The 21980-nt window shown below is 69.0% G+C and carries 27 protein-coding genes; 24 read left to right on the plus strand and 3 right to left on the minus strand.

What is annotated here, in order from left to right; translation table 11 throughout:
• Position 1: 1 nt before the first annotated feature.
• From rpsG to tuf, 3 genes are all read left to right on the plus strand, one after another.
• On the plus strand, positions 2–472 hold the full coding sequence (rpsG, locus tag ABZ818_RS31995) for a 30S ribosomal protein S7 (protein ID WP_003992340.1): 471 nt from the start codon (positions 2–4) through the stop codon (positions 470–472).
• Between the two features lie 39 nt (positions 473–511).
• Positions 512–2638: an elongation factor G gene (fusA, locus tag ABZ818_RS32000; protein ID WP_361422380.1), complete on the plus strand. Its 2127-nt coding sequence runs from the start codon at positions 512–514 to the stop codon at positions 2636–2638.
• Between the two features lie 173 nt (positions 2639–2811).
• Positions 2812–4005: an elongation factor Tu gene (gene tuf / locus ABZ818_RS32005; protein ID WP_361422383.1), complete on the plus strand. Its 1194-nt coding sequence runs from the start codon at positions 2812–2814 to the stop codon at positions 4003–4005.
• 111 nt (positions 4006–4116) lie between these two features.
• Here tuf and ABZ818_RS32010 read toward each other — a convergent pair whose 3' ends face one another.
• On the minus strand, positions 4117–5454 hold the full coding sequence (locus ABZ818_RS32010; RefSeq protein WP_361422435.1) for an alpha-lytic protease prodomain-containing protein: 1338 nt from the start codon (positions 5452–5454) through the stop codon (positions 4117–4119).
• A gap of 182 nt (positions 5455–5636) precedes the next feature.
• Positions 5637–6599: a LysR family transcriptional regulator gene (locus ABZ818_RS32015; protein WP_361422386.1), complete on the minus strand. Its 963-nt coding sequence runs from the start codon at positions 6597–6599 to the stop codon at positions 5637–5639.
• A gap of 280 nt (positions 6600–6879) precedes the next feature.
• Here ABZ818_RS32015 and ABZ818_RS32020 point away from each other — a divergent pair, with 280 nt between their 5' ends.
• The 3 genes from ABZ818_RS32020 (at position 6880) to gdhA (ending at position 12322) form a co-directional block, all read left to right on the plus strand.
• Complete coding sequence (locus ABZ818_RS32020; RefSeq protein ID WP_361422389.1) at positions 6880–9951, plus strand: glycosyl hydrolase 115 family protein; 3072 nt, start codon at positions 6880–6882, stop codon at positions 9949–9951.
• A 143-nt stretch (positions 9952–10094) separates the two neighbouring features.
• Positions 10095–10733 (plus strand): PH domain-containing protein, encoded by a 639-nt coding sequence (locus ABZ818_RS32025; protein WP_361422392.1) that lies wholly within the window; start codon positions 10095–10097, stop codon positions 10731–10733.
• Positions 10734–10963: 230 nt separating this feature from the next.
• Entirely contained in the window at positions 10964–12322 is a 1359-nt protein-coding gene (gene gdhA / locus ABZ818_RS32030) for an NADP-specific glutamate dehydrogenase (RefSeq protein WP_361422395.1), read from the plus strand.
• 459 nt (positions 12323–12781) lie between these two features.
• Here gdhA and ABZ818_RS32035 read toward each other — a convergent pair whose 3' ends face one another.
• A complete protein-coding gene (locus ABZ818_RS32035) occupies positions 12782–12952 on the minus strand; it encodes a hypothetical protein (RefSeq protein ID WP_361422398.1) in 171 nt (56 codons plus the stop codon).
• Positions 12953–13345: 393 nt separating this feature from the next.
• Between ABZ818_RS32035 and rpsJ the strand changes: the two genes are divergently transcribed.
• From rpsJ to rplR, 18 genes are all read left to right on the plus strand, one after another.
• Complete coding sequence (rpsJ, locus tag ABZ818_RS32040) at positions 13346–13654, plus strand: 30S ribosomal protein S10 (RefSeq protein WP_003948644.1); 309 nt, start codon at positions 13346–13348, stop codon at positions 13652–13654.
• 17 nt (positions 13655–13671) lie between these two features.
• On the plus strand, positions 13672–14316 hold the full coding sequence (gene rplC, locus ABZ818_RS32045) for a 50S ribosomal protein L3 (RefSeq protein WP_100569740.1): 645 nt from the start codon (positions 13672–13674) through the stop codon (positions 14314–14316).
• An 8-nt stretch (positions 14317–14324) separates the two neighbouring features.
• Entirely contained in the window at positions 14325–14981 is a 657-nt protein-coding gene (gene rplD, locus ABZ818_RS32050; RefSeq protein WP_225077992.1) for a 50S ribosomal protein L4, read from the plus strand.
• Positions 14981–15400: a 50S ribosomal protein L23 gene (gene rplW / locus ABZ818_RS32055; protein WP_361422402.1), complete on the plus strand. Its 420-nt coding sequence runs from the start codon at positions 14981–14983 to the stop codon at positions 15398–15400. Before rplD ends, rplW begins: the two co-directional genes overlap by 1 nt.
• A gap of 51 nt (positions 15401–15451) precedes the next feature.
• Positions 15452–16288 carry a 50S ribosomal protein L2 gene (gene rplB, locus ABZ818_RS32060; protein WP_361422405.1) on the plus strand — a complete coding sequence of 279 codons (837 nt, stop codon included), beginning with the start codon at positions 15452–15454 and terminating at the stop codon, positions 16286–16288.
• Between the two features lie 12 nt (positions 16289–16300).
• Complete coding sequence (gene rpsS, locus ABZ818_RS32065; RefSeq protein ID WP_358733872.1) at positions 16301–16582, plus strand: 30S ribosomal protein S19; 282 nt, start codon at positions 16301–16303, stop codon at positions 16580–16582.
• Positions 16583–16633: 51 nt separating this feature from the next.
• Positions 16634–16981, plus strand: a complete 348-nt coding sequence (gene rplV / locus ABZ818_RS32070) for a 50S ribosomal protein L22 (RefSeq protein ID WP_030936396.1) — start codon at positions 16634–16636, stop codon at positions 16979–16981.
• Complete coding sequence (gene rpsC / locus ABZ818_RS32075; protein ID WP_100569745.1) at positions 16981–17811, plus strand: 30S ribosomal protein S3; 831 nt, start codon at positions 16981–16983, stop codon at positions 17809–17811. The genes rplV and rpsC overlap by 1 nt, the downstream gene beginning before the upstream one ends.
• A gap of 5 nt (positions 17812–17816) precedes the next feature.
• Positions 17817–18236, plus strand: a complete 420-nt coding sequence (gene rplP / locus ABZ818_RS32080) for a 50S ribosomal protein L16 (RefSeq protein ID WP_009190136.1) — start codon at positions 17817–17819, stop codon at positions 18234–18236.
• Positions 18236–18460, plus strand: coding sequence for a 50S ribosomal protein L29 (rpmC, locus tag ABZ818_RS32085; RefSeq protein WP_018564811.1), 225 nt, complete (start codon positions 18236–18238; stop codon positions 18458–18460). Before rplP ends, rpmC begins: the two co-directional genes overlap by 1 nt.
• Positions 18460–18744 (plus strand): 30S ribosomal protein S17, encoded by a 285-nt coding sequence (gene rpsQ, locus ABZ818_RS32090; protein WP_100569747.1) that lies wholly within the window; start codon positions 18460–18462, stop codon positions 18742–18744. Before rpmC ends, rpsQ begins: the two co-directional genes overlap by 1 nt.
• 213 nt (positions 18745–18957) lie before the next feature.
• Complete coding sequence (gene rplN, locus ABZ818_RS32095) at positions 18958–19326, plus strand: 50S ribosomal protein L14 (protein ID WP_003998823.1); 369 nt, start codon at positions 18958–18960, stop codon at positions 19324–19326.
• Positions 19327–19328: 2 nt separating this feature from the next.
• Complete coding sequence (gene rplX, locus ABZ818_RS32100) at positions 19329–19652, plus strand: 50S ribosomal protein L24 (RefSeq protein ID WP_030967306.1); 324 nt, start codon at positions 19329–19331, stop codon at positions 19650–19652.
• Complete coding sequence (gene rplE / locus ABZ818_RS32105; protein ID WP_361422412.1) at positions 19652–20209, plus strand: 50S ribosomal protein L5; 558 nt, start codon at positions 19652–19654, stop codon at positions 20207–20209. The genes rplX and rplE overlap by 1 nt, the downstream gene beginning before the upstream one ends.
• 5 nt (positions 20210–20214) lie before the next feature.
• Positions 20215–20400, plus strand: a complete 186-nt coding sequence (locus ABZ818_RS32110; RefSeq protein ID WP_003948630.1) for a type Z 30S ribosomal protein S14 — start codon at positions 20215–20217, stop codon at positions 20398–20400.
• Positions 20401–20612: 212 nt separating this feature from the next.
• A complete protein-coding gene (rpsH, locus tag ABZ818_RS32115; protein ID WP_361422415.1) occupies positions 20613–21011 on the plus strand; it encodes a 30S ribosomal protein S8 in 399 nt (132 codons plus the stop codon).
• A gap of 24 nt (positions 21012–21035) precedes the next feature.
• The gene (gene rplF / locus ABZ818_RS32120) at positions 21036–21575 is read left to right on the plus strand and encodes a 50S ribosomal protein L6 (protein WP_361422418.1); all 540 of its coding nucleotides are present in this window, start codon (positions 21036–21038) and stop codon (positions 21573–21575) included.
• A gap of 3 nt (positions 21576–21578) precedes the next feature.
• A complete protein-coding gene (gene rplR, locus ABZ818_RS32125; protein ID WP_361422421.1) occupies positions 21579–21962 on the plus strand; it encodes a 50S ribosomal protein L18 in 384 nt (127 codons plus the stop codon).
• Positions 21963–21980: the final 18 nt, after the last annotated feature.

Here is a 21980-nt window from a genome sequence, read left to right on the forward strand (position 1 = left end):
AATGCCTCGTAAGGGCCCCGCCCCGAAGCGCCCGGTCATCATCGACCCGGTCTACGGCTCTCCTCTGGTGACCTCCCTGATCAACAAGGTGCTGCTGAACGGCAAGCGCTCCACCGCCGAGCGCATCGTCTACGGCGCCATGGAGGGTCTGCGCGAGAAGACCGGCAACGACCCGATCATCACGCTGAAGCGCGCTCTCGAGAACATCAAGCCGACCCTCGAGGTCAAGTCCCGCCGTGTCGGTGGCGCCACCTACCAGGTGCCGATCGAGGTCAAGCCCGGTCGCGCCAACACCCTGGCGCTGCGCTGGCTGGTCGGTTACTCCCGCGCCCGTCGCGAGAAGACCATGACCGAGCGTCTGCTCAACGAGCTCCTCGACGCCTCCAACGGCCTCGGTGCCGCTGTGAAGAAGCGCGAGGACACGCACAAGATGGCCGAGTCCAACAAGGCCTTCGCGCACTACCGCTGGTAGTCGCTACCCCATCGAGAACCGAGAGAAGACTGAAGCCTTATGGCTACCACTTCACTTGACCTGGCCCATGTCCGCAACATCGGGATCATGGCCCACATCGACGCGGGCAAGACGACCACCACCGAGCGGATCCTGTTCTACACCGGTGTGTCCTACAAGATCGGTGAGACCCACGAGGGTTCCGCCACGATGGACTGGATGGAGCAGGAGCAGGAGCGTGGCATCACGATCACCTCTGCTGCCACCACCTGTCACTGGCCGCTGGACAACGTCGACCACACGATCAACATCATCGACACGCCGGGTCACGTCGACTTCACCGTCGAGGTGGAGCGCTCCCTGCGTGTGCTCGACGGTGCCGTGACGGTGTTCGACGGCGTCGCCGGTGTCGAGCCCCAGTCCGAGACGGTGTGGCGTCAGGCGGACCGCTACGGCGTTCCGCGCATCTGCTTCGTGAACAAGCTCGACCGCACCGGTGCGGAGTTCCACCGCTGCGTCGACATGATCAAGGACCGCCTGGGCGCGCAGCCGCTGGTCATGCAGCTGCCGATCGGTGCCGAGGCCGACTTCAAGGGCGTTGTGGACCTGGTCCGCATGAAGGCGCTCGTGTGGTCCGCCGAGGCCGCCAAGGGCGAGATGTACGACGTCGTCGACATCCCGACCACGCACACCGAGGCCGCCGAGGAGTGGCACGGCAAGCTGGTCGAGGCCGTCGCGGAGAACGACGAAGAGATCATGGAGCTGTACCTGGAGGGCAACGAGCCCACCGAGGAGCAGCTGCACGCCGCGATCCGTCGTATCACCATCGCGTCCGGCAAGGCCACCGAGACCACGATCACCCCGGTGTTCTGTGGCACCGCGTTCAAGAACAAGGGCGTTCAGCCCCTGCTCGACGCGGTCGTGCGCTACCTCCCCACGCCGCTCGACGTCGAGGCCATCGAGGGCCACGCCGTGGGCAACGCGGAAGAGGTCATCAAGCGCAAGCCGTCCGAGGACGAGCCGCTGGCCGCGCTCGCGTTCAAGATCATGAGCGACCCGCACCTCGGCAAGCTCACCTTCGTCCGGGTCTACTCGGGCCGCCTGGAGTCCGGCACGCAGGTGCTGAACTCCGTCAAGGGCAAGAAGGAGCGCATCGGCAAGATCTACCGCATGCACGCCAACAAGCGTGAGGAGATCCCGTCGGTGGGCGCCGGCGACATCGTCGCCGTCATGGGTCTGAAGCAGACCACCACCGGTGAGACGCTGAGCGACGACAAGGCCCCGGTCATCCTGGAGTCCATGGACTTCCCGGCGCCGGTCATCCAGGTCGCCATCGAGCCCAAGTCGAAGGGCGACCAGGAGAAGCTGGGCGTCGCGATCCAGCGCCTGGCCGAGGAGGACCCGTCCTTCCAGGTCCACTCGGACGAGGAGACCGGCCAGACCATCATCGGCGGTATGGGCGAGCTGCACCTCGAGGTGCTGGTCGACCGTATGCGCCGTGAGTTCAAGGTCGAGGCCAACGTCGGCAAGCCGCAGGTCGCGTACCGCGAGACGATCCGCAAGGCCGTCGAGCGCGTGGACTACACCCACAAGAAGCAGACCGGTGGTACCGGTCAGTTCGCCAAGGTGCAGATCGCGATCGAGCCGCTCGAGGGTGGCGACACCTCGTACGAGTTCGTGAACAAGGTCACCGGTGGCCGCGTCCCGAAGGAGTACATCCCTTCGGTGGACGCCGGTGCGCAGGAGGCCATGCAGTTCGGCATCCTCGCCGGCTACGAGATGACGGGCGTCCGCGTCACGCTTCTCGACGGTGGCTACCACGAGGTCGACTCCTCCGAGCTCGCGTTCAAGATCGCCGGTTCGCAGGCCTTCAAGGAGGCCGCGCGCAAGGCCGGTCCTGTGCTGCTCGAGCCGATGATGGCCGTTGAGGTCACCACGCCCGAGGACTACATGGGCGAGGTCATCGGCGACATCAACTCCCGCCGTGGCCAGATCCAGGCCATGGAGGAGCGGGCGGGTGCCCGTGTCGTGAAGGGCCTCGTGCCCCTCTCGGAGATGTTCGGCTACGTCGGCGACCTCCGCAGCAAGACGTCGGGTCGCGCAAGCTACTCGATGCAGTTCGACTCCTACGCCGAGGTTCCGCGGAACGTCGCCGAGGAGATCATCGCGAAGGCCAAGGGCGAGTAACTCACCCGAGTTCCAGCCTTTAGTCTTGACTCCGGAGCCTCTCGGGGCATTCCACGGATTCGCGGCGATCAGCCGCACGGCCGGAGGAATGCCCCGGAGATCCGGGCCATCCAGCAAAGATCACCTGGCGCCGATGAGTAAGGCGTACAGAACCACTCCACAGGAGGAACCCAGTGGCGAAGGCGAAGTTCGAGCGGACTAAGCCGCACGTCAACATCGGCACCATCGGTCACATCGACCACGGTAAGACGACCCTCACGGCCGCCATTACCAAGGTGCTGCACGACGCGTACCCGGAGCTGAACGAGGCCACCCCGTTCGACAACATCGACAAGGCGCCCGAAGAGCGCCAGCGTGGTATCACGATCTCCATCTCGCACGTCGAGTACCAGACCGAGGCGCGTCACTACGCCCACGTCGACTGCCCCGGTCACGCGGACTACATCAAGAACATGATCACCGGTGCCGCCCAGATGGACGGCGCGATCCTGGTGGTCGCCGCGACCGACGGCCCGATGCCGCAGACCAAGGAGCACGTGCTCCTGGCCCGCCAGGTCGGCGTTCCGTACATCGTCGTGGCTCTGAACAAGTCCGACATGGTGGACGACGAAGAGATCATGGAGCTCGTCGAGCTCGAGGTCCGCGAGCTCCTCTCCGAGTACGAGTTCCCGGGTGACGACCTCCCGGTCGTCCGTGTCTCCGCTCTGAAGGCGCTTGAGGGCGACGAGAAGTGGGTCCAGTCCGTCCTGGACCTCATGAGCGCCGTCGACACCGCCATCCCGGAGCCGGAGCGCGACGTCGACAAGCCGTTCCTGATGCCGATCGAGGACGTCTTCACCATCACCGGTCGCGGTACGGTCGTCACCGGCCGCATCGAGCGTGGTGTCCTCAAGGTCAACGAGACCGTCGACATCATCGGCATCAAGCAGGAGAAGACCACCACCACGGTCACCGGCATCGAGATGTTCCGCAAGCTGCTCGACGAGGGCCAGGCCGGTGAGAACGTCGGTCTGCTGCTCCGCGGCATCAAGCGCGAGGACGTCGAGCGCGGCCAGGTCATCATCAAGCCGGGCTCGGTCACCCCGCACACCGAGTTCCAGGCCCAGGCCTACATCCTCTCCAAGGACGAGGGTGGCCGCCACACGCCGTTCTTCAACAACTACCGTCCGCAGTTCTACTTCCGCACGACGGACGTGACCGGCGTGGTGACCCTCCCTGAGGGCACCGAGATGGTCATGCCGGGTGACAACACCGAGATGAAGGTGGAGCTCATCCAGCCCGTCGCCATGGAAGAGGGCCTGAAGTTCGCCATCCGTGAGGGTGGCCGTACCGTGGGCGCCGGCCAGGTCACCAAGATCGAGAAGTAAGCTCACCGGCTTACTGAAGGGTCTCCCGACCTGGTAGCTCCATCGCGAGCACCACAAGGGCCCGTACGACTTCTGTCGTACGGGCCCTTTCGCGTTCCCCCGGTCAGGGGGTCACAGGCGCTGCCACAGCGCCGGTGCGTTCGGGGGCTCCCAGCCTGGCTGCGCCTGGTGGCCCTGGAGGCAGCGGTAGGTGGCGCCGCCGTAGGTCACCGTGGCGCCGGCCTGGTAGACGGTGCCGGCCGACCAGGTGCCGCCGGGGTTGCCCGGGCCCGGTTCGCCGGGGCCGCCGGTGGTCGTCCTCAGCGTGAGCCCGTAGGAGCTCAGGATCGGGTTGACCGGCTGGAAGTACGTCGTGCCGCCGGTCGAGCAGTTGCCCGTACCGCCCGAGGTGACGCCCTGTGCCTGGCTGCCGGAGATGAAGGAGCCGCCCGAGTCGCCGGGCTCCGCGCACACCGAGGTCCGGGTGACCCCGGAGACGGTGCCCTCCTGGTAGGTCACGCTGGTGTTGAGCTGCTGGACGGTGCCGCAGTGCCAGCCGGTCGTCGAACCGGAGCGGCACACCGAGGAGCCCACGGTCGCCACCGTGGACCCGGTCACCTGGACGTTCTGGCCGCCCTGGTTGACGTAGGGGGTCGCCGTCCAGTTGGAGTTGGTGGCCACCCAGGCCATGTCGTTGCCGGGGAAGACCGACGCCTGGAAGGTGCCCTGGGTCACCCGGTTGGACCCGGTGGTGCTGCTGCCGGCCCGGCCGCAGTGCCCGGCGGTGGCGAAGCCCTGCTGGGTGCCGCGGGTGACGGGGAAGCCGATCGAGCAACGGCTGCTGCCGTTGATGTAGTACGCCTCGCCGCCCCGCAGGTCGTACACCGGGCGGGGGCGCTCGGCCGTCTTCCGCACCCGTACGAGGTCGCCGTCGACGCCCGCGGCGGCCAGCAGGTGCCGCGCGGCGGCGGGCCGCACGGCCTCCACCACCACGGTGTTGGTGGGTACGTCGACGTACCAGACGGGCGCGTCGAGCGTGGACGTGTGCGGGGCGGCCCGGTCCAGGCGGGCCTTGGCGGCGTCCAGCGCGGCCAGCGAGCGGTCCACGACGACGGCCCGTGCGCCCCCGGCCTCGATCGCCGGGACGTCGGCGGCGTCGGTGGTCGCCACGGTCAGCGTGTCCGACTCGGCGCCGCGCACCCAGGCGCCCGCGTAGTCGGCCCCCAGGGCGCCGCGCAGCCGCCCGGCCGTGGCGCCCGCCTCGGCCTCGTTCGCCAGCCGCCGCTCGGCCTGCGCCCGGTCCAGGCCCAGGTCGCGCCGCATGGCGTGCAGGACGGCGGCGGAGGTGTCGGCGGTGCGCAGGGTCTGTGCGGCCGTCGGCCCGTGCGGTGGCGGGGCGGAGGACGCGGCCGTCCCGGCGCTCGCCGTGACGCTCAGGCCGGTCAGGAGCAGGGCGCCGGTCGCCGCCATGGCGGCGCACACGGCTCTGGTGTGTCACTGGAGCATGGAGGTCTCCTCGGTCTCGGTGGGTGCCGAAACCGTAGGAAGGATCAACTCCAGGCCGTAAGACGTCGGTTGACCCCCTGTCCGGCGTTATGGAACGACCCGCCCGGGAGTCCGCCCGGGACGCCCGGGGGTGCCGAGGCGGTCGGTCAGGCCGTCCCGTCCGGCCGCCCGCCGGCCGTGGTGAGCCAGTCGGCGTAGCTGTGGCTGCGTGCCGCCGCGCCCGCGTGCGCGGTGCGCGCCTGGGCCAGCACGGTCGCCGCGGTGTCCGGCCGCTGGGTCGCCGGGTGCCAGCCCAGCAGGTGCCGCCAGGCCAGGGGTGTGTCGGCCAGCGGCTTGGTCGTGATGCCGGGGGTGGTGGGGAAGGTGGCCCGGCACAGCCCCACCGCCCGGCCCACCTGCACCAGGTGCACGCAGGAGGCCGTGTCCGTCTCGTACATCCGGCGCGGAGCGAACCCGGCGCGGGCGCAGGCCGCCGTGAAGCAGTCGGCGAAGCAGCCGTCGCCGGGCACGCAGGCCCACTCCTCGTCGGCGAGTCCGGCCAGCTCCACCTCGCGTCCGTGGGCGAGCGGATGCCCTTCCGGGAGCATCACGAACACGGGGTCGACGGCGATCTCCCGCCAGACGAGGCTCTCCGCACCCGGCGGCGCGGCCGTGCCGCACGTTCCGGCGACGGCGAAGTCCAGCCGGCCGTCGGCGAGCAGGGTGGCGAGCTCCCGCTCGGACCAGGAGGCGTGGGTGGTCAGCTGCGCGTCGGGCGCGGCGTCGGCCAGCAGATCCACCAGGGCCCCCAGCAGCGGCCCGTGCGTGGCGCCCAGCCGCAGCCACTGCGCGGCCCGCCGGGCCCGCGCGAACCGGGCCGCCTCCTGCTGGAGTTCGCTCACCGCGGGCAGTACGAGCCGGGCCCGGTCCAGTACCAGCTCGCCCAGCGCGGTCGCCCGCACCCCGTGCCGTCCGCGCTCGAACAGCTGGCCGCCCAGGGCCCGTTCGATGCGCCTGAGCTGTGCGCTCAGCGCGGGCTGCGCGAGTCCGAGCACCGTCGCCGCCCTGGTGAGGCTTCCTGCCTCGGCGATGGTCCGGACCGTCTTCAGATGCCGCAACTCCAGCTCCATGCAGGGAGCTTGCGGTGCCCGGGGCGGTGGGGCAAGGGGTTGGTCCGTACCACGCGCGCGGGCGCGTGTGAGGGCGCCTGCCGCCTGCTGGGTGCCGGGCACCGGGGCGAGGGGCGGGAGCCGCGGGTGCCGGGCAGTGCGCGAGGCCGGGTGCGGGGTGCCCGGTGGAGGGGGTGCTGTTACGAAACCATTCGGCGCGTACGACCCCTGGTTCCCCGCAGACCACTCCTCCAACATTTGTCATGCCTCTGACCAAATTCAGGTGTGTGAGGGGTGTGCCATGTCTGCGCACGTCAGCCGAAGAGCCGTCCTGGGCGCGAGCCTCGCCGCGGTGCCGGTGCTGTCGTCGGGTGCTCTGGCGTCGGGTTCCGCGTGGGCGGCCGGGGGCGAGGGCGGCGGTCCGCGGGTGACGGATCCGGGGACATACGTCTCCTTCGCACCCCGTGAGCCGAGGCCGGGCTCGTTCTCCCTGGTGGGCGCCCCGATCGTGGTCAGCGCCGACGACCACCCCGGAGTCGTCCGGGCGGCGGGCGACCTGCGCGACGACATCCAGCGGGTCACGGGCGTACGGCCCGGCCACACCATCGCCCGCAACGCCGTGCTGGTGGGGACGATCGGCCGCAGCCCGCTGATCGCCGGCCTGGTGAAGTCGGGGAAGCTGGACGTCACCGGGGTGGGCGGCCGCTGGGAGACCTCGCTCCAGGCGGTGGTCGACCATCCGATGTCCGGCGTCGACCGCGCGCTCGTCATCGCGGGCAGCGACCCGCGCGGCACGATCTTCGGGGCGTACGACGTCTCGTACGGCATCGGGGTCCCGCCCTGGTACTGGTGGGACGACGTGCCCCCGGTGCGCCGCAACCGCGTCTGGATCCTGCCGGGCCGCCACACGCAGGGCACCCCGGTGGTGAAGTACCGCGGCGTCTTCATCAACGACGAGAACCCGGCCCTGGGCACCTGGGCGCCCGCGTACTTCGGTCCGGGCAAGGCCCCGGGCCGGCCCGGCGGCTTCAACGCCGACTTCTACGCCAAGGTCTTCGAACTGCTGCTCCGCCTGAAGGGCAACTACCTCTGGCCGGCGGTGTGGGGGCGCGCCTTCGCGGAGGACGACCCGGAGAACCACAAGCGGGCGTCGGAGTACGGCATCGTCATGGGCGCCTCCCACGAGGCGCCCATGATGCGCGGCATCGAGGAGTGGAACCGCCACGCGGGCGGGGGCACCGACCCCTACGGCGGCAACGGCGAGTGGTCGTACCGCCGCAACGCCGACGCGATCAAGGCGTACTGGCGGGCCGGCATCCAGCGCATGGTGGACCAGGGCTTCGAGGGCGTGGTGACCCTCGGCATGCGGGGCAACGGCGACACCAGCCTGCCCGACGGCGACGGCATCGAACTGATGCAGGAGATCATCGCCGAGCAGCGCCGCATCATCGAGGAGGTCACCGGCAGGCCGGCCGCCGAGACCCCGCAGGTGTGGACCCTCTACAAGGAGGTGCAGCGCTACTGGGACCGCGGCCTGCGCGCCCCGGACGACGTCACGGTCGTCCTCACCGACGACAACTGGGGCAACATCCGCAAGCACCCCGACCCCGCGGAGGGCGCCCGCGCCGGCGGATACGGCCTCTACTACCACTTCGACTACGTCGGCGCCGGCCGCAACTACAAGTGGGTCGACACGGCGAACCTCACCAACCTCTGGGACCAGCTCCACCAGGCCCACGCCTACGGCAACCACGGCCTGTGGGTCACCAACGTCGGCGACCTGAAGGGCAACGAGCTGCCGACGGAGTTCTTCCTCAACTACGCCTGGAACCCGTACAGCTGGCCGCAGGAGCGGCTGGGGGAGTGGGAACGCCGCTACGCCGCCCAGAACTTCGGCGAGGCGGACTCCGGGCCGATCGCGGAGGTCCTGGCGGAGTACGGCCGCCTCCAGGCCCGCCGCAAGCCCGAACTGCTCAACCGCCGGATCACCCTCCGGGACGGCGAGGTCGTCTACGACGACGAGCAGACCCCGTACTACTTCGCCCACCGCGAGCTGGAGCGGGTCACCGACGAGTGGAAGGCCCTGGCCCGCAAGGCCGACCGCGTCGCCCGCAAGCTGCCCGCGCGGAGCCGGGACGCCTGGTTCGAACTGGTCGGCTACGAGGTGGAGGCGACCGCGAACCTCTACGGCCTGCGGCAGGCCGAGTTCACGAACCTCCTCTACGCCAGGCAGGGCCGGGCGGCGACCAACGACCTGGCGGCGCAGGCGGAAGCGGGCCTGGAGCGGGACTTCGCCCTCGCCGGCCGCTTCAACCACGAGGTGGCCGGAGGCAAGTGGAACGGCTTCCAGACCCAGCCGCACATCGACTACGGGGACGTGGAACGCTACGGCCCCAACGCGGGCTGGCAGCAGCCGGAGATCGACAACGTGGCGATCCCGGACGTCCTCTTCCCCGCGGTCCGGCGGATCGAGGTGCCGCGCGCCGCCGGACTGGGCGTCTCGGTGGACGGCGCGGAGGACGCGGGGAGCTGGTGGCCGGGTGGGGCGGCGACCGCGGCCCGGCTGCCCTCCTTCAGCCCGTACCAGACCCACCCGCAGCAGTACGTGGAGCTCTTCAACCGCGGCCGCACGCCCTTCGAGTACCGGATCGAGTCCTCGGTCCCGTGGCTGCTGGTGGACCGTGCCCGGGGCCGGGTGGAGCAGCAGGTGCGCGTGGAGGTCCGGGTCGACTGGCGCCGGGTGCCGAGCGGTAAGGCGGAGGCGAAGCTGACGATCTCGGGCGCGGGCACGACGGTGACGGTCGCCTGCACGGCGGAGAACACCTCGCCCCGTCTGGTGCGGGGCTTCGTGGAGGCGGGCGGCTACGTGGCGATCGACGCGGAGCACCACGACCGCGTCGTGGGGGAGTGGCGTCGCCTGGACGGTGTCGGCCGCACCACCTCGGGCATGACCCCCTGGCCGGTGACGGCCCCGCGCCGCACCCCCGGCGCCGCGAACTCCCCACGCCTGGAGTACGAGGTGACCCTCCTCTCCGCGGGCGAGGTGACGGTGTGGGCGGAGGTGTCGCCGAGGAACCCGGTCCTCCCGACCGGCGGCCTGCGCTACGGCGTCTCCTTCGACGACGCCGCACCGCAGACGGTGGACATCAACGCGGCCACGGGCGCGGACGACGGCACGATGAACACGGCGTGGGCCCGCAACACGTCCGACAACGTCAACCGCACCGCGACCAGGCACACGATCACCCGCGCCGGAACGCATCGCCTGAAGTTCTGGACGATCGACCCGACGATGGTCCTGCAACGCCTGCTGATCGACACGGGCGGCCTGCCGGAGACCTATTTGGGGCCGCTGGAGAGCCGGCGGGTGTAGGGCGGCCCGTCGCCCCGATCCGCGGTGCGACGGCCCACCCGGCCGATGCGGGGGCATCCGCCCCGGCACCGCCCGGGGCCGAGGGGGAGCACCGACCGGTCGGTAAGCTGGCCGTGGCATACGACGGCGGGGCTGGGGTGGGGATGAGAGCGGGCCGGGCGGAGCGGGGGCGGCAGACGCGCAAGGAGCGCCGGGACCGGGTCGAGGAGCTCGCCGGGATGATGACGGCGCCGGAGGCGCCGCTGGTGTGGCGTGCCGGGTGGCGCGGGAGGGTGACGGGTGCGGTCATCTGCGCCGTGTTCGTCACGCTGACCGAGCATCCGGCCGAGGCGGGCCTGGCGCATCCGCAGCCGGGTGCCCTGCTCTACGCGCTGTGGACTTCGCTGGCCGTCGGCTTTCCGTGCTGCTGGGTCGCGCTGTGGCGCGTCACCGCGGACCGGGACGGCGTACACATCCGCCGGCTGTGGTCCACGCGGCTCCTGCCGTGGTCGACGATCACGCGTGTGGAGATGCGGCGCGACGGGCAGTTGGAGTTCTTCGGCCGTACGCCGGAGCCCATGGCCGGGTTCTTCGCGCCGCCCTGGATGAGCCGTGTCGCCCGCTCCGACCGGGGCAGCCGGGCCGCCGACACGCTGAGTGCCATGGCCCTCCACGGCGATCTGCGTCCCACGGCCCGGGTCGAGCGAGGGCTGACCGGCACCGGACTCGCCCCGTGGATCATCCTGCTGGGCGTCGTCCTGTACCTCGCAGTCGAGTTCCTGCCCCACTGGCCCCTGGCGTAGGCGTCCTCTGGGAACGGCCGTACCAGCCGATTTTTCGGAATCTTGATCTCACATCGTGGACTGAAGGTGCCGGGTCACTGGCCAGTGCATCGATCCAGAGGTAACACTGAAGGGTCGGCCGTTTCCCGGATGCCCATTCCCGGGTCGGCCGAGTTCCTGCGCGCGGCAACGGCGCCGAGCGTTCATCACCGGCTTCGACGCCGGTAGTAGCCGTGCCAGAAGGGGACCCTGTGACGACCCGACCCGACACCAAGACCCAGCTCACCTCCCTGCTCGCCGAGATCGAGCGCCGCAATCCGGCCCAGCCCGAGTTCCACCAGGCCGCGCACGAGGTACTGGAGACACTGGCGCCGGTGATCGCGGCTCGGCCGGAGTACGCGGAGGCGGGGCTCGTGGAGCGGTTGTGCGAGCCGGAGCGGCAGATCATCTTCCGGGTGCCGTGGCAGGACGACCACTGCCGGGTGCACGTCAACCGTGGTTTCCGGGTGGAGTTCAACAGCGCGCTGGGCCCGTACAAGGGCGGTCTGCGCTTCCACCCCTCCGTCGATCTGGGCGTCATCAAGTTCCTCGGCTTCGAGCAGATCTTCAAGAACGCGTTGACCGGGCTCGGCATCGGCGGCGGCAAGGGCGGCAGCGACTTCGACCCGCACGGGCGGAGCGACGCCGAGGTCATGCGGTTCTGCCAGTCGTTCATGACGGAGCTGCACCGGCACATCGGCGAGCACACCGACGTGCCGGCCGGTGACATCGGCGTCGGCACCCGTGAGATCGGCTATCTGTTCGGCCAGTACCGGCGGATCACCAACCGCTGGGAGGCCGGTGTGCTCACCGGCAAGGGCGCGAACTGGGGCGGCTCGCTGATCCGGCCCGAGGCCACCGGGTACGGCAACGTGCTCTTCGCCGAGGCGATGCTGCGCGAGCGCGGCGAGGAGCTGGAGGGCCAGACGGCGGTCGTCTCCGGCTCCGGGAACGTCGCGATCTACACCATCGAGAAGCTGACCGCCCTCGGTGCGAACGCGCTGACCTGCTCGGACTCCAGCGGGTACGTGGTCGACGACAAGGGCGTCGACGTGGAGCTGCTGAAGCAGATCAAGGAGGTCGAGCGCGGCCGGATCAGCGAGTACGCCGAGCGGCGGGGCACCTCCGCGCGGTTCGTGCCCGGCGGCCGTGTCTGGGAGGTCCCCGGCGATGTCGCGCTGCCTTCGGCGACGCAGAACGAGCTGGACGAGAAGGACGCGGAGACGCTCATCCGCAACGGGGTGAAGGCCGTGTCCGAGGGCGCGAACATGCCGGCGACGCCCGAGGCCGTGCACCTGTTCCAGCAGGCCGGGGTGGCCTTCGGCCCCGGCAAGGCGGCGAACGCGGGCGGGGTCGCGGTCAGCGCCCTGGAGATGGCGCAGAACCACTCCCGTACGGCGTGGACGGCCACCCAGGTGGAGCGGGAGCTGGCGCTCATCATGAGCGACATCCACACCACCTGCCACGAGACCGCCGAACGCTACGGCGCCCCCGGCGACTACGTGACCGGCGCGAACATCGCCGGCTTCGAGCGGGTGGCCGACGCGATGCTCGCCCAGGGCGTCATCTGACACCTCCGCTCGCCCGGGCGGACGGCACCCGAATCAAGCGACACCGGCCATGGGAGATGTCCGGCTGCCACCGGGCACCGGATCCCCGGCCGGTGTGGCCCGAGACCGGCCTCCGGTATCGCCACCGGCCCCTGCCCACCATGGGCCGGCCGCCCATCCGCCGCAGGCGGTCGGCTGCTGCGGCGGGGCCGGACGGCGGATCCCCGGCTCGTGTGGCCCGCGAGCGGGCTCCGGTATCGGCGTTGCCGCCGGCGTCGCCGGCCACTGGCCTTTGGCGGAGGGTGCCTGGCTGCCGCCGGGGTCTGCCGCGGTGGGCCGACTGCCCTGCCAATGAAGGCCGTCGGCTGCCGCGTTGGGTCGGTCGCCCGGTTGTTGGAGGCGGTCGGCTGCCGAGGCGGGGTCGGGCATCGGAGCCGCCCCGGCCCCTGTGGGGGCCGTCGGCGTTGGTGGGGTGTGTTGTCAGGTGGTTTCGTGGTTCTCGTCGGCCGCGGTGGCGAGTGTCGTGGCCAGGCGGGACAGGAGCCTGGCGTAGACGGTGACCGCCGCTGCGATGATCGTCGGGATGACCGGCGCGCGTGTTCCGTCGCCGCCCGACCCCGGCCGGGCCGCCCCTGGTTTGACCTGCGTCACCCTCGGGGTAATATCCCCGGCTCGATTGGCCAGGCTGCCGCCCACTGTGGCAGACTATCCGAGTTGCTCGGTCGAGCGTTGATGCCGCGCGCCTCCCGCCGGGAGGACCGGAAGCGAGTCCCACGGTACTCGTCGCCCTAACTGCCTCACGGCAGCGCTGGGGCGGACGTACGGGAATCTTCCGGGAAGTGTGGGTGCGACACCGACCAGGCACCCGGTGGGCCTTCGCCCCCGGCTCGCGGTACCGGTAGGGCCGTGTGCAATCCCGAAGGATGTTCGAACAAGGGGCATCCATGTCAGCGGGAGCGCGACACGCCCGACCGCGTGGGTCGGAGAGGGCCGAGGGGACACCGGGTTCCGGAGCGTATAGAGAGACAGGACTACGGAGTAGCCATGGCGGGACAGAAGATCCGCATCCGGCTCAAGGCCTACGACCACGAGGTCATCGACTCCTCGGCGAAGAAGATCGTCGAGACGGTGACCCGTACTGGTGCGTCGGTCGCGGGCCCGGTGCCGCTGCCCACTGAGAAGAACGTGTACTGCGTCATCAAGTCGCCGCACAAGTACAAGGACTCGCGCGAGCACTTCGAGATGCGCACGCACAAGCGCCTGATCGACATCCTCGACCCGACCCCCAAGACCGTTGACTCTCTGATGCGACTCGACCTCCCGGCCGGTGTCGACATCGAGATCAAGCTCTGAGGCCGGTGATCTGAGAGATGACCAAGCAGATCAAGGGCATCCTGGGCGAGAAGCTCGGCATGACGCAGGTCTGGGACGAGAACAACCGTGTCGTCCCGGTGACCGTCGTCAAGGCCGGCCCCAACGTCGTCACCCAGGTTCGTACGAACGACGTCGACGGCTACGAGTCGGTCCAGATCGCCTTCGGCGAGATCGACCCGCGCAAGGTGAACAAGCCCCTCAAGGGCCACTTCGCGAAGGCCGACGTCACCCCCCGTCGCCACCTCGTCGAGATCCGCACCGCGGACGCCGCCGAGTACACCCTCGGCCAGCAGATCACCGCTGAGGTGTTCGAGGCCGGCGTGAAGGTCGACGTCACCGGCAAGAGCAAGGGCAAGGGCTTCGCCGGTGTCATGAAGCGCCACAACTTCCGTGGCCTCGGCGCCGGGCACGGCACCCAGCGCAAGCACCGCTCCCCTGGTTCCATCGGTGGCTGCGCCACCCCGGGCCGTGTGTTCAAGGGCCTCCGCATGGCGGGTCGCATGGGCAACGAGCGGGTCACCACCCAGAACCTGACCGTCCACGCCGTTGACGCGGAGAAGGGTCTGCTGCTCATCAAGGGCGCGGTTCCCGGTCCGAACGGCGGCCTCGTCCTGGTCCGCACCGCGGCCAAGGGGGCCTGAGGTAACCGATGAGCACTGTTGACATCCTTTCGCCGGCGGGCGAGAAGGCCGGTACCGTCGAGCTCCCCGCGGAGATCTTCGGCGTTGAGAAGGTCAGCGTCCCGCTGATCCACCAGGTCGTCGTCGCGCAGCTGGCCGCGGCCCGTCAGGGCACGCACAAGACCAAGACCCGTGGCGAGGTCCGCGGCGGTGGCAAGAAGCCGTACCGCCAGAAGGGCACCGGTCGCGCCCGTCAGGGTTCGACCCGCGCGCCGCAGTTCGCCGGTGGTGGCGTCGTCCACGGCCCGCAGCCGCGCGACTACTCCCAGCGGACCCCGAAGAAGATGAAGGCCGCGGCCCTGCGCCACGCCCTCACCGACCGGGCCCGCCACAACCGCATCCACGTCGTCTCCGGCGTGGTCGAGGGTGAGACCGCCTCCACCAAGGCCGCCCGGACGCTGTTCGGCAAGATCTCGGAGCGCAAGAACCTGCTCCTGGTCGTCGACCGCGCCGACGAGGCCGCGTGGCTGTCCGCCCGCAACCTGCCCCAGGTCCACATCCTGGAGCCGGGCCAGCTGAACACGTACGACGTTCTCGTCTCGGACGACGTGGTCTTCACCAAGGCCGCTTTCGAGTCCTTCGTCGCCGGCCCGCAGGCCAACGACACCGAAGGGAGCGAGGTCTGATGGCCATCCGTCACCCCGCTATCGCCTCGAAGGCCGCCAAGGCCGCCAAGGCCGCGCGCGTCGCCAAGGCGCGTCGCCACGCCACCGAGGGCAAGAACACCGTCGAGACCCCGCTGAGCAAGTCGTACACGGACCCCCGTGACGTCCTGATCAAGCCGGTCGTCTCGGAGAAGAGCTACGCGCTCCTCGACGAGAACAAGTACACGTTCATCGTCGACACGAGCGCCAACAAGACCCAGATCAAGCAGGCCGTGCAGGCGGTCTTCGAGGTCAAGGTCACCGGGGTCAACACGATCAACCGCCAGGGCAAGCGCAAGCGGACCAAGACCGGTTTCGGTCAGCGTGCCGCCACCAAGCGGGCGATCGTGACCCTTGCCGAGGGCGACCGTATCGACATCTTCGGCGGTCCGACCGCCTGACGGCGGTCCGGAACGTCCAGATAATCGGAATCTTCCGAGGACTGAGAGACAATGGGTATCCGCAAGTACAAGCCGACGACTCCTGGCCGTCGTGGCGCCAGCGTCGCCGACTTCGTCGAGGTCACGCGGTCCACGCCGGAGAAGTCGCTGGTCCGTCCCCTGCACAGCAAGGGCGGCCGTAACAATTCCGGTCGTGTGACCGTTCGCCACCAGGGTGGCGGACACAAGCGCGCCTTCCGCGTGATCGACTTCCGTCGTCACGACAAGGACGGCGTGCCGGCGAAGGTCGCGCACATCGAGTACGACCCCAACCGCACCGCGCGTATCGCGCTGCTGCACTACGCCGACGGCGAGAAGCGCTACATCCTCGCGCCGCGCAACCTGCAGCAGGGCGACCGCGTCGAGAACGGCCCCGGGGCCGACATCAAGCCGGGCAACAACCTGGCGCTGCGCAACATCCCGGTCGGTACCACGATCCACGCGATCGAGCTCCGTCCCGGTGGCGGCGCCAAGTTCGCCCGTTCCGCCGGTGCCTCCGTGCAGCTGCTCGCGAAGGAGGGCTCGATGGCCCACCTCCGCATGCCCTCCGGTGAGATCCGCCTGGTCGACCAGCGCTGCCGCGCCACGGTCGGCGAGGTCGGCAACGCCGAGCAGAGCAACATCAACTGGGGCAAGGCAGGCCGCAAGCGGTGGCTGGGCGTCCGCCCGACCGTCCGTGGTGTGGTCATGAACCCGGTGGACCACCCGCACGGTGGTGGTGAGGGCCGGACCTCCGGTGGCCGCCACCCGGTGTCCCCGTGGGGCAAGAAGGAAGGCCGTACTCGTTCGCCCAAGAAGGCGTCGAACAAGTACATCGTCCGCCGCCGCAAGACGAACAAGAAGCGCTAAGGACGGGTTGAGATGCCGCGTAGCTTGAAGAAGGGGCCCTTCGTCGACGACCACCTGAGCAAGAAGGTGGACTCGCAGAACGAAGCCGGCACCAAGAACGTCATCAAGACCTGGTCCCGCCGCTCGATGATCGTCCCGGCCATGCTCGGCCACACGATCGCGGTGCACAACGGCAAGACCCACATCCCGGTGTTCGTCACCGAGTCGATGGTCGGCCACAAGCTCGGCGAGTTCTCGCCGACGCGCACCTTCCGGGGTCACGTCAAGGACGATCGGAAGTCGAAGCGCCGCTAGTCAGCGGGGTGAAAGACCATGACGAACGTGTCAAACACTGAAGGGACAACCATGGAAGCCAGGGCCCAGGCGCGGTACATCCGCGTCACGCCCATGAAGGCCCGCCGTGTGGTGGACCTCATCCGTGGCATGGATGCCACGGAGGCTCAGGCGGTCCTGCGTTTCGCCCCGCAGGCCGCGAGCGTGCCGGTCGGCAAGGTGCTGGACAGCGCCATCGCCAACGCCGCGCACAACTACGACCACACCGACGTCGACAGCCTCTACATCGCCGAGGCGTACGTCGACGAGGGTCCGACCCTGAAGCGGTTCCGTCCGCGTGCCCAGGGCCGTGCCTACCGGATCCGCAAGCGGACCAGCCACATCACCGTGGTCGTCAGCAGCAAGGAAGGAACCCGGTAATGGGCCAGAAGGTAAACCCGCACGGGTTCCGGCTCGGTGTCACGACCGACTTCAAGTCGCGTTGGTACGCCGACAAGCTGTACAAGGACTACGTCAAGGAAGACGTCGCCATCCGTCGGATGATGACGTCCGGCATGGAGCGCGCCGGCATCTCCAAGGTCGAGATCGAGCGCACCCGTGACCGTGTCCGCGTGGACATCCACACCGCGCGTCCGGGCATCGTCATCGGCCGCCGTGGCGCCGAGGCCGACCGCATCCGCGGCGACCTCGAGAAGCTCACGGGCAAGCAGGTCCAGCTGAACATCCTCGAGGTCAAGAACCCCGAGACGGACGCTCAGCTGGTGGCCCAGGCCGTTGCCGAGCAGCTCTCCTCCCGCGTCTCCTTCCGCCGTGCCATGCGCAAGAGCATGCAGTCGGCGATGAAGGCCGGCGCCAAGGGCATCAAGATCCAGTGCGGTGGCCGCCTCGGTGGCGCCGAGATGTCCCGCTCGGAGTTCTACCGCGAGGGCCGTGTGCCCCTGCACACGCTCCGCGCGAACGTGGACTACGGCTTCTTCGAGGCCAAGACGACCTTCGGCCGCATCGGTGTGAAGGTCTGGATCTACAAGGGCGACGTCAAGAACATCGCCGAGGTCCGCGCCGAGAACGCCGCCGCCCGTGCGGGCAACCGCCCGGCCCGTGGTGGCGCCGACCGCCCGGCCCGTGGTGGCCGCGGTGGCGAGCGGCGCGGTCGCAAGCCGCAGCAGCAGTCGGCTCCGGCCGCCGAGGCCCCCAAGGCCGACGCTCCGGCCGCTGCCGCTCCGGCTGAGAGCACCGGAACGGAGGCCTGACCGACATGCTGATCCCCCGTAGGGTCAAGCACCGCAAGCAGCACCACCCGAAGCGCAACGGTATGTCCAAGGGTGGAACGCAGGTTGCGTTCGGCGAGTACGGCATCCAGGCGCTGACCCCGGCCTACGTGACGAACCGCCAGATCGAGGCGGCTCGTATCGCGATGACCCGCCACATCAAGCGTGGCGGCAAGGTCTGGATCAACATCTACCCGGACCGTCCGCTGACCAAGAAGCCCGCCGAGACCCGCATGGGTTCCGGTAAGGGTTCGCCGGAGTGGTGGATCGCGAACGTCAAGCCCGGCCGGGTGATGTTCGAGCTGTCCTACCCGAACGAGAAGATCGCCCGTGAGGCGCTGACCCGTGCGGCCCACAAGCTGCCGATGAAGTGCCGGATCGTCAAGCGCGAGGCAGGTGAAGCGTGATGTCGGCCGGTACCAAGGCGTCCGAGCTGCGCGAGCTGGGCAACGAGGAGCTTCTGGGCAAGCTCCGCGAGGCCAAGGAAGAGCTGTTCAACCTCCGTTTCCAGGCGGCGACCGGGCAGCTCGAGAACCACGGCCGTCTCAAGGCGGTCCGCAAGGACATCGCGCGGATCTACACCCTGATGCGCGAGCGTGAGCTGGGCATCGAAACGGTGGAGAACGCCTGATGAGCGAGAAGAACGTGACTGAGAACGCAGAGGCGCGCGGCTTCCGCAAGACCCGTGAGGGTCTCGTCGTCAGCGACAAGATGGACAAGACCGTCGTCGTCGCCGTCGAGGACCGTGTCAAGCACGCGCTGTACGGCAAGGTCATCCGCCGTACCGAGAAGCTCAAGGCGCACGACGAGCAGAACGCCGCGGGTGTCGGTGACCGCGTCCTCCTGATGGAGACCCGGCCGCTGTCCGCGACGAAGCGCTGGCGCGTCGTCGAGATCCTCGAGAAGGCGAAGTAAGAAGCGGGGGCACCGCCCCCGCTGACCCCCGCTGGGGTCTCCGCCCCGGGCCACGGCCCGGATCCGGCGAAGCCCTCGGCGCGGGTTCCCGCCTTCCGAGGCACCAGTAATTTCCTGCGGGAGCTGCCCGCAGGACGGTTCCGCCAGGCTCGGCTAGGTCCGTAAGTCACTTACGGACCTAGCCGGGAACCGGCAGACAATCAGGAGATAGACGTGATCCAGCAGGAGTCGCGACTGCGTGTCGCCGACAACACTGGTGCGAAGGAGATCCTTTGCATCCGTGTGCTCGGTGGCTCCGGTCGCCGCTACGCGGGCATCGGTGACGTCATCGTCGCCACCGTCAAGGACGCGATCCCCGGTGGCAACGTGAAGAAGGGTGACGTCGTCAAGGCGGTCATCGTTCGCACCGTCAAGGAGCGCCGCCGTCCGGACGGCTCGTACATCCGCTTCGACGAGAACGCCGCCGTCATTCTGAAGAACGACGGCGACCCTCGCGGCACCCGCATCTTCGGCCCGGTCGGCCGTGAGCTGCGCGAGAAGAAGTTCATGAAGATCATCTCGCTCGCGCCGGAGGTGCTGTAAGCATGAAGATCAAGAAGGGCGACCTGGTCCAGGTCATCACCGGTAAGGACAAGGGCAAGCAGGGCAAGGTCATCGCGGCCTACCCCCGCGAGGACCGGGTCCTGGTCGAGGGTGTCAACCGGGTCAAGAAGCACACCAAGGCCGGCCCGACCGCCCGCGGTTCGCAGGCCGGCGGCATCGTCACGACCGAGGCGCCCGTCCACGTCTCCAACGTCCAGCTGGTCGTTGAGAAGGACGGCAACAAGGTCGTCACGCGTGTCGGTTACCGCTTCGACGACGAAGGCAACAAGATCCGCGTTGCCAAGCGGACGGGTGAGGACATCTGATGGCTACCACCACCACTCCGCGTCTGAAGCAGAAGTACCGCGAGGAGATCGCGGTCAAGATGCGTGACGAGTTCAAGTACGAGAACGTCATGCAGATTCCCGGTCTCGTCAAGATCGTGGTCAACATGGGTGTCGGCGACGCCGCCCGTGACTCGAAGCTGATCGAGGGCGCCATCCGCGACCTCACCACGATCACCGGCCAGAAGCCGCAGGTCACCAAGGCCCGCAAGTCCATCGCGCAGTTCAAGCTGCGTGAGGGCCAGCCGATCGGTGCCCACGTCACGCTCCGTGGCGACCGCATGTGGGAGTTCCTGGACCGCACCCTGTCGCTCGCGCTGCCGCGCATCCGCGACTTCCGCGGCCTGTCCCCCAAGCAGTTCGACGGCCGTGGCAACTACACCTTCGGTCTCACCGAGCAGGTCATGTTCCACGAGATCGACCAGGACAAGATCGACCGTACCCGGGGCATGGACATCACCGTGGTCACCACGGCGACCAACGACGCTGAGGGCCGCGCGCTCCTTCGTCACCTCGGCTTCCCGTTCAAGGAGGCGTGAGCGAGATGGCGAAGAAGGCTCTGATCGCTAAGGCTGCTCGCAAGCCCAAGTTCGGTGTGCGCGGCTACACCCGCTGCCAGCGCTGTGGCCGTCCGCACTCCGTGTACCGCAAGTTCGGCCTGTGCCGCGTGTGCCTTCGTGAGATGGCTCACCGTGGCGAGCTGCCGGGCGTGACCAAGAGCTCCTGGTAACAGCCCACTTGGGTTGAAGCAGGACTCTCGGTAAGCAACTGGGGTCGGCAGGAGGCCCACCTCACATGCCTTAGGCTTGTGGGGTTGGGCGCCTGCCGCGCCCTTACGACTTACTACGCCGTAGGTCCACCGCGCCGCACCCGTCCCGTCTCGGATCGGGGAGAGGGATGGCGCACCAGGAAACCCCGGCGAGAGAGGCCGAAGGCCAATTCATGACCATGACTGATCCGATCGCAGACATGCTCACGCGTCTGCGGAACGCGAACTCGGCATACCACGACAGCGTGTCGATGCCGCACTCGAAGATCAAGTCGCACATCGCGGAGATCCTCCAGCAGGAGGGCTTCATCACGGGCTGGAAGATCGAGGACGCCGAGGTCGGCAAGAACCTCGTCCTGGAGCTGAAGTTCGGCCCCAACCGTGAGCGCTCCATCGCGGGCATCAAGCGGATCTCCAAGCCCGGTCTCCGGGTGTACGCGAAGTCCACCAACCTGCCGAAGGTGCTCGGCGGCCTCGGCGTGGCGATCATCTCCACGTCCTACGGGCTCCTCACCGACAAGCAGGCCGGCAAGAAGGGCGTGGGTGGGGAAGTCCTCGCCTACGTCTGGTAGCGGAAGGGAACGGAGGAAACAGCTATGTCGCGCATCGGCAAGCTCCCCATCGCGGTTCCCGCCGGCGTGGACGTCACCATCGACGGCCGTACGGTCTCGGTCAAGGGCCCCAAGGGCTCGCTGACCCACACCGTCGTGGCGCCGATCGACATCGCCAAGGGCGAGGACGGCACCCTGCAGGTGACCCGCCCCAACGACGAGCGTCAGAACAAGGCCCTGCACGGCCTGTCCCGCACGCTGGTGGCGAACATGATCACCGGCGTGACCCAGGGTTACGTGAAGAAGCTCGAGATCAGCGGTGTCGGTTACCGCGTGACGGCCAAGGGTCCGAACCTGGAGTTCGCGCTCGGCTACAGCCACCCGATCACCATCGAGGCGCCCGAGGGCATCACCTTCAAGGTGGAGGCCCCGACCCGCTTCTCGGTCGAGGGCATCGACAAGCAGAAGGTCGGCGAGGTTGCGGCCAACATCCGCAAGCTGCGCAAGCCCGACCCGTACAAGGCCAAGGGCGTCAAGTACGAGGGCGAAGTCATCCGCCGCAAGGTCGGAAAGGCGGGTAAGTAAGCCATGGCATACGGGCAGAAGATCCTCAAGGGCGACGCCTACAAGCGCGCCGCGATCAAGCGCCGCCACATCCGGATCCGCAAGCGGATCTCCGGTACGGCGGAGCGTCCCCGTCTGGTCGTGACCCGCTCGAACCGCCACATCGTGGCGCAGGTGATCGACGACCTGAAGGGTCACACCCTGGCATCGGCGTCCACGCTGGACAACTCGATCCGCGGTGGCGAAAGCGACAAGTCGGCGCAGGCCAAGCAGGTCGGTGCCCTGGTCGCCGAGCGTGCCAAGGCCGCCGGTGTCGAGGCCGTCGTGTTCGACCGTGGTGGCAACCAGTACGCCGGGCGCATCGCCGCCCTGGCGGACGCCGCCCGCGAAGCCGGCCTGAAGTTCTGAGCCGGTTCCGAGCTAGCG

Origin of the sequence: Streptomyces sp. NPDC047453 (assembly GCF_040643155.1) — a bacterium.
Lineage (GTDB): Bacteria > Actinomycetota > Actinomycetes > Streptomycetales > Streptomycetaceae > Streptomyces.

Excerpts from the sequence above, each read along its gene's own strand:
- rpsG (WP_003992340.1), top strand. The coding sequence starts at position 2 with ATGCCTCGTAAGGGCCCCGCCCCGAAGCGCCCGGTCATCATCGACCCG.
- fusA (WP_361422380.1), top strand. The coding sequence starts at position 512 with ATGGCTACCACTTCACTTGACCTGGCCCATGTCCGCAACATCGGGATC.
- ABZ818_RS32010 (WP_361422435.1), bottom strand. The coding sequence starts at position 5,454 with ATGGCGGCGACCGGCGCCCTGCTCCTGACCGGCCTGAGCGTCACGGCG.
- ABZ818_RS32015 (WP_361422386.1), bottom strand. The coding sequence starts at position 6,599 with ATGGAGCTGGAGTTGCGGCATCTGAAGACGGTCCGGACCATCGCCGAG.
- ABZ818_RS32020 (WP_361422389.1), top strand. The coding sequence starts at position 6,880 with ATGTCTGCGCACGTCAGCCGAAGAGCCGTCCTGGGCGCGAGCCTCGCC.
- ABZ818_RS32025 (WP_361422392.1), top strand. The coding sequence starts at position 10,095 with ATGAGAGCGGGCCGGGCGGAGCGGGGGCGGCAGACGCGCAAGGAGCGC.
- rpsJ (WP_003948644.1), top strand. The coding sequence starts at position 13,346 with ATGGCGGGACAGAAGATCCGCATCCGGCTCAAGGCCTACGACCACGAG.
- rplC (WP_100569740.1), top strand. The coding sequence starts at position 13,672 with ATGACCAAGCAGATCAAGGGCATCCTGGGCGAGAAGCTCGGCATGACG.
- rplD (WP_225077992.1), top strand. The coding sequence starts at position 14,325 with ATGAGCACTGTTGACATCCTTTCGCCGGCGGGCGAGAAGGCCGGTACC.
- rplW (WP_361422402.1), top strand. The coding sequence starts at position 14,981 with ATGGCCATCCGTCACCCCGCTATCGCCTCGAAGGCCGCCAAGGCCGCC.
- rplB (WP_361422405.1), top strand. The coding sequence starts at position 15,452 with ATGGGTATCCGCAAGTACAAGCCGACGACTCCTGGCCGTCGTGGCGCC.
- rpsS (WP_358733872.1), top strand. The coding sequence starts at position 16,301 with ATGCCGCGTAGCTTGAAGAAGGGGCCCTTCGTCGACGACCACCTGAGC.
- rplV (WP_030936396.1), top strand. The coding sequence starts at position 16,634 with ATGGAAGCCAGGGCCCAGGCGCGGTACATCCGCGTCACGCCCATGAAG.
- rpsC (WP_100569745.1), top strand. The coding sequence starts at position 16,981 with ATGGGCCAGAAGGTAAACCCGCACGGGTTCCGGCTCGGTGTCACGACC.
- rplP (WP_009190136.1), top strand. The coding sequence starts at position 17,817 with ATGCTGATCCCCCGTAGGGTCAAGCACCGCAAGCAGCACCACCCGAAG.
- rpmC (WP_018564811.1), top strand. The coding sequence starts at position 18,236 with ATGTCGGCCGGTACCAAGGCGTCCGAGCTGCGCGAGCTGGGCAACGAG.
- rpsQ (WP_100569747.1), top strand. The coding sequence starts at position 18,460 with ATGAGCGAGAAGAACGTGACTGAGAACGCAGAGGCGCGCGGCTTCCGC.
- rplX (WP_030967306.1), top strand. The coding sequence starts at position 19,329 with ATGAAGATCAAGAAGGGCGACCTGGTCCAGGTCATCACCGGTAAGGAC.
- rplE (WP_361422412.1), top strand. The coding sequence starts at position 19,652 with ATGGCTACCACCACCACTCCGCGTCTGAAGCAGAAGTACCGCGAGGAG.
- ABZ818_RS32110 (WP_003948630.1), top strand. The coding sequence starts at position 20,215 with ATGGCGAAGAAGGCTCTGATCGCTAAGGCTGCTCGCAAGCCCAAGTTC.
- rpsH (WP_361422415.1), top strand. The coding sequence starts at position 20,613 with ATGACCATGACTGATCCGATCGCAGACATGCTCACGCGTCTGCGGAAC.
- rplF (WP_361422418.1), top strand. The coding sequence starts at position 21,036 with ATGTCGCGCATCGGCAAGCTCCCCATCGCGGTTCCCGCCGGCGTGGAC.
- rplR (WP_361422421.1), top strand. The coding sequence starts at position 21,579 with ATGGCATACGGGCAGAAGATCCTCAAGGGCGACGCCTACAAGCGCGCC.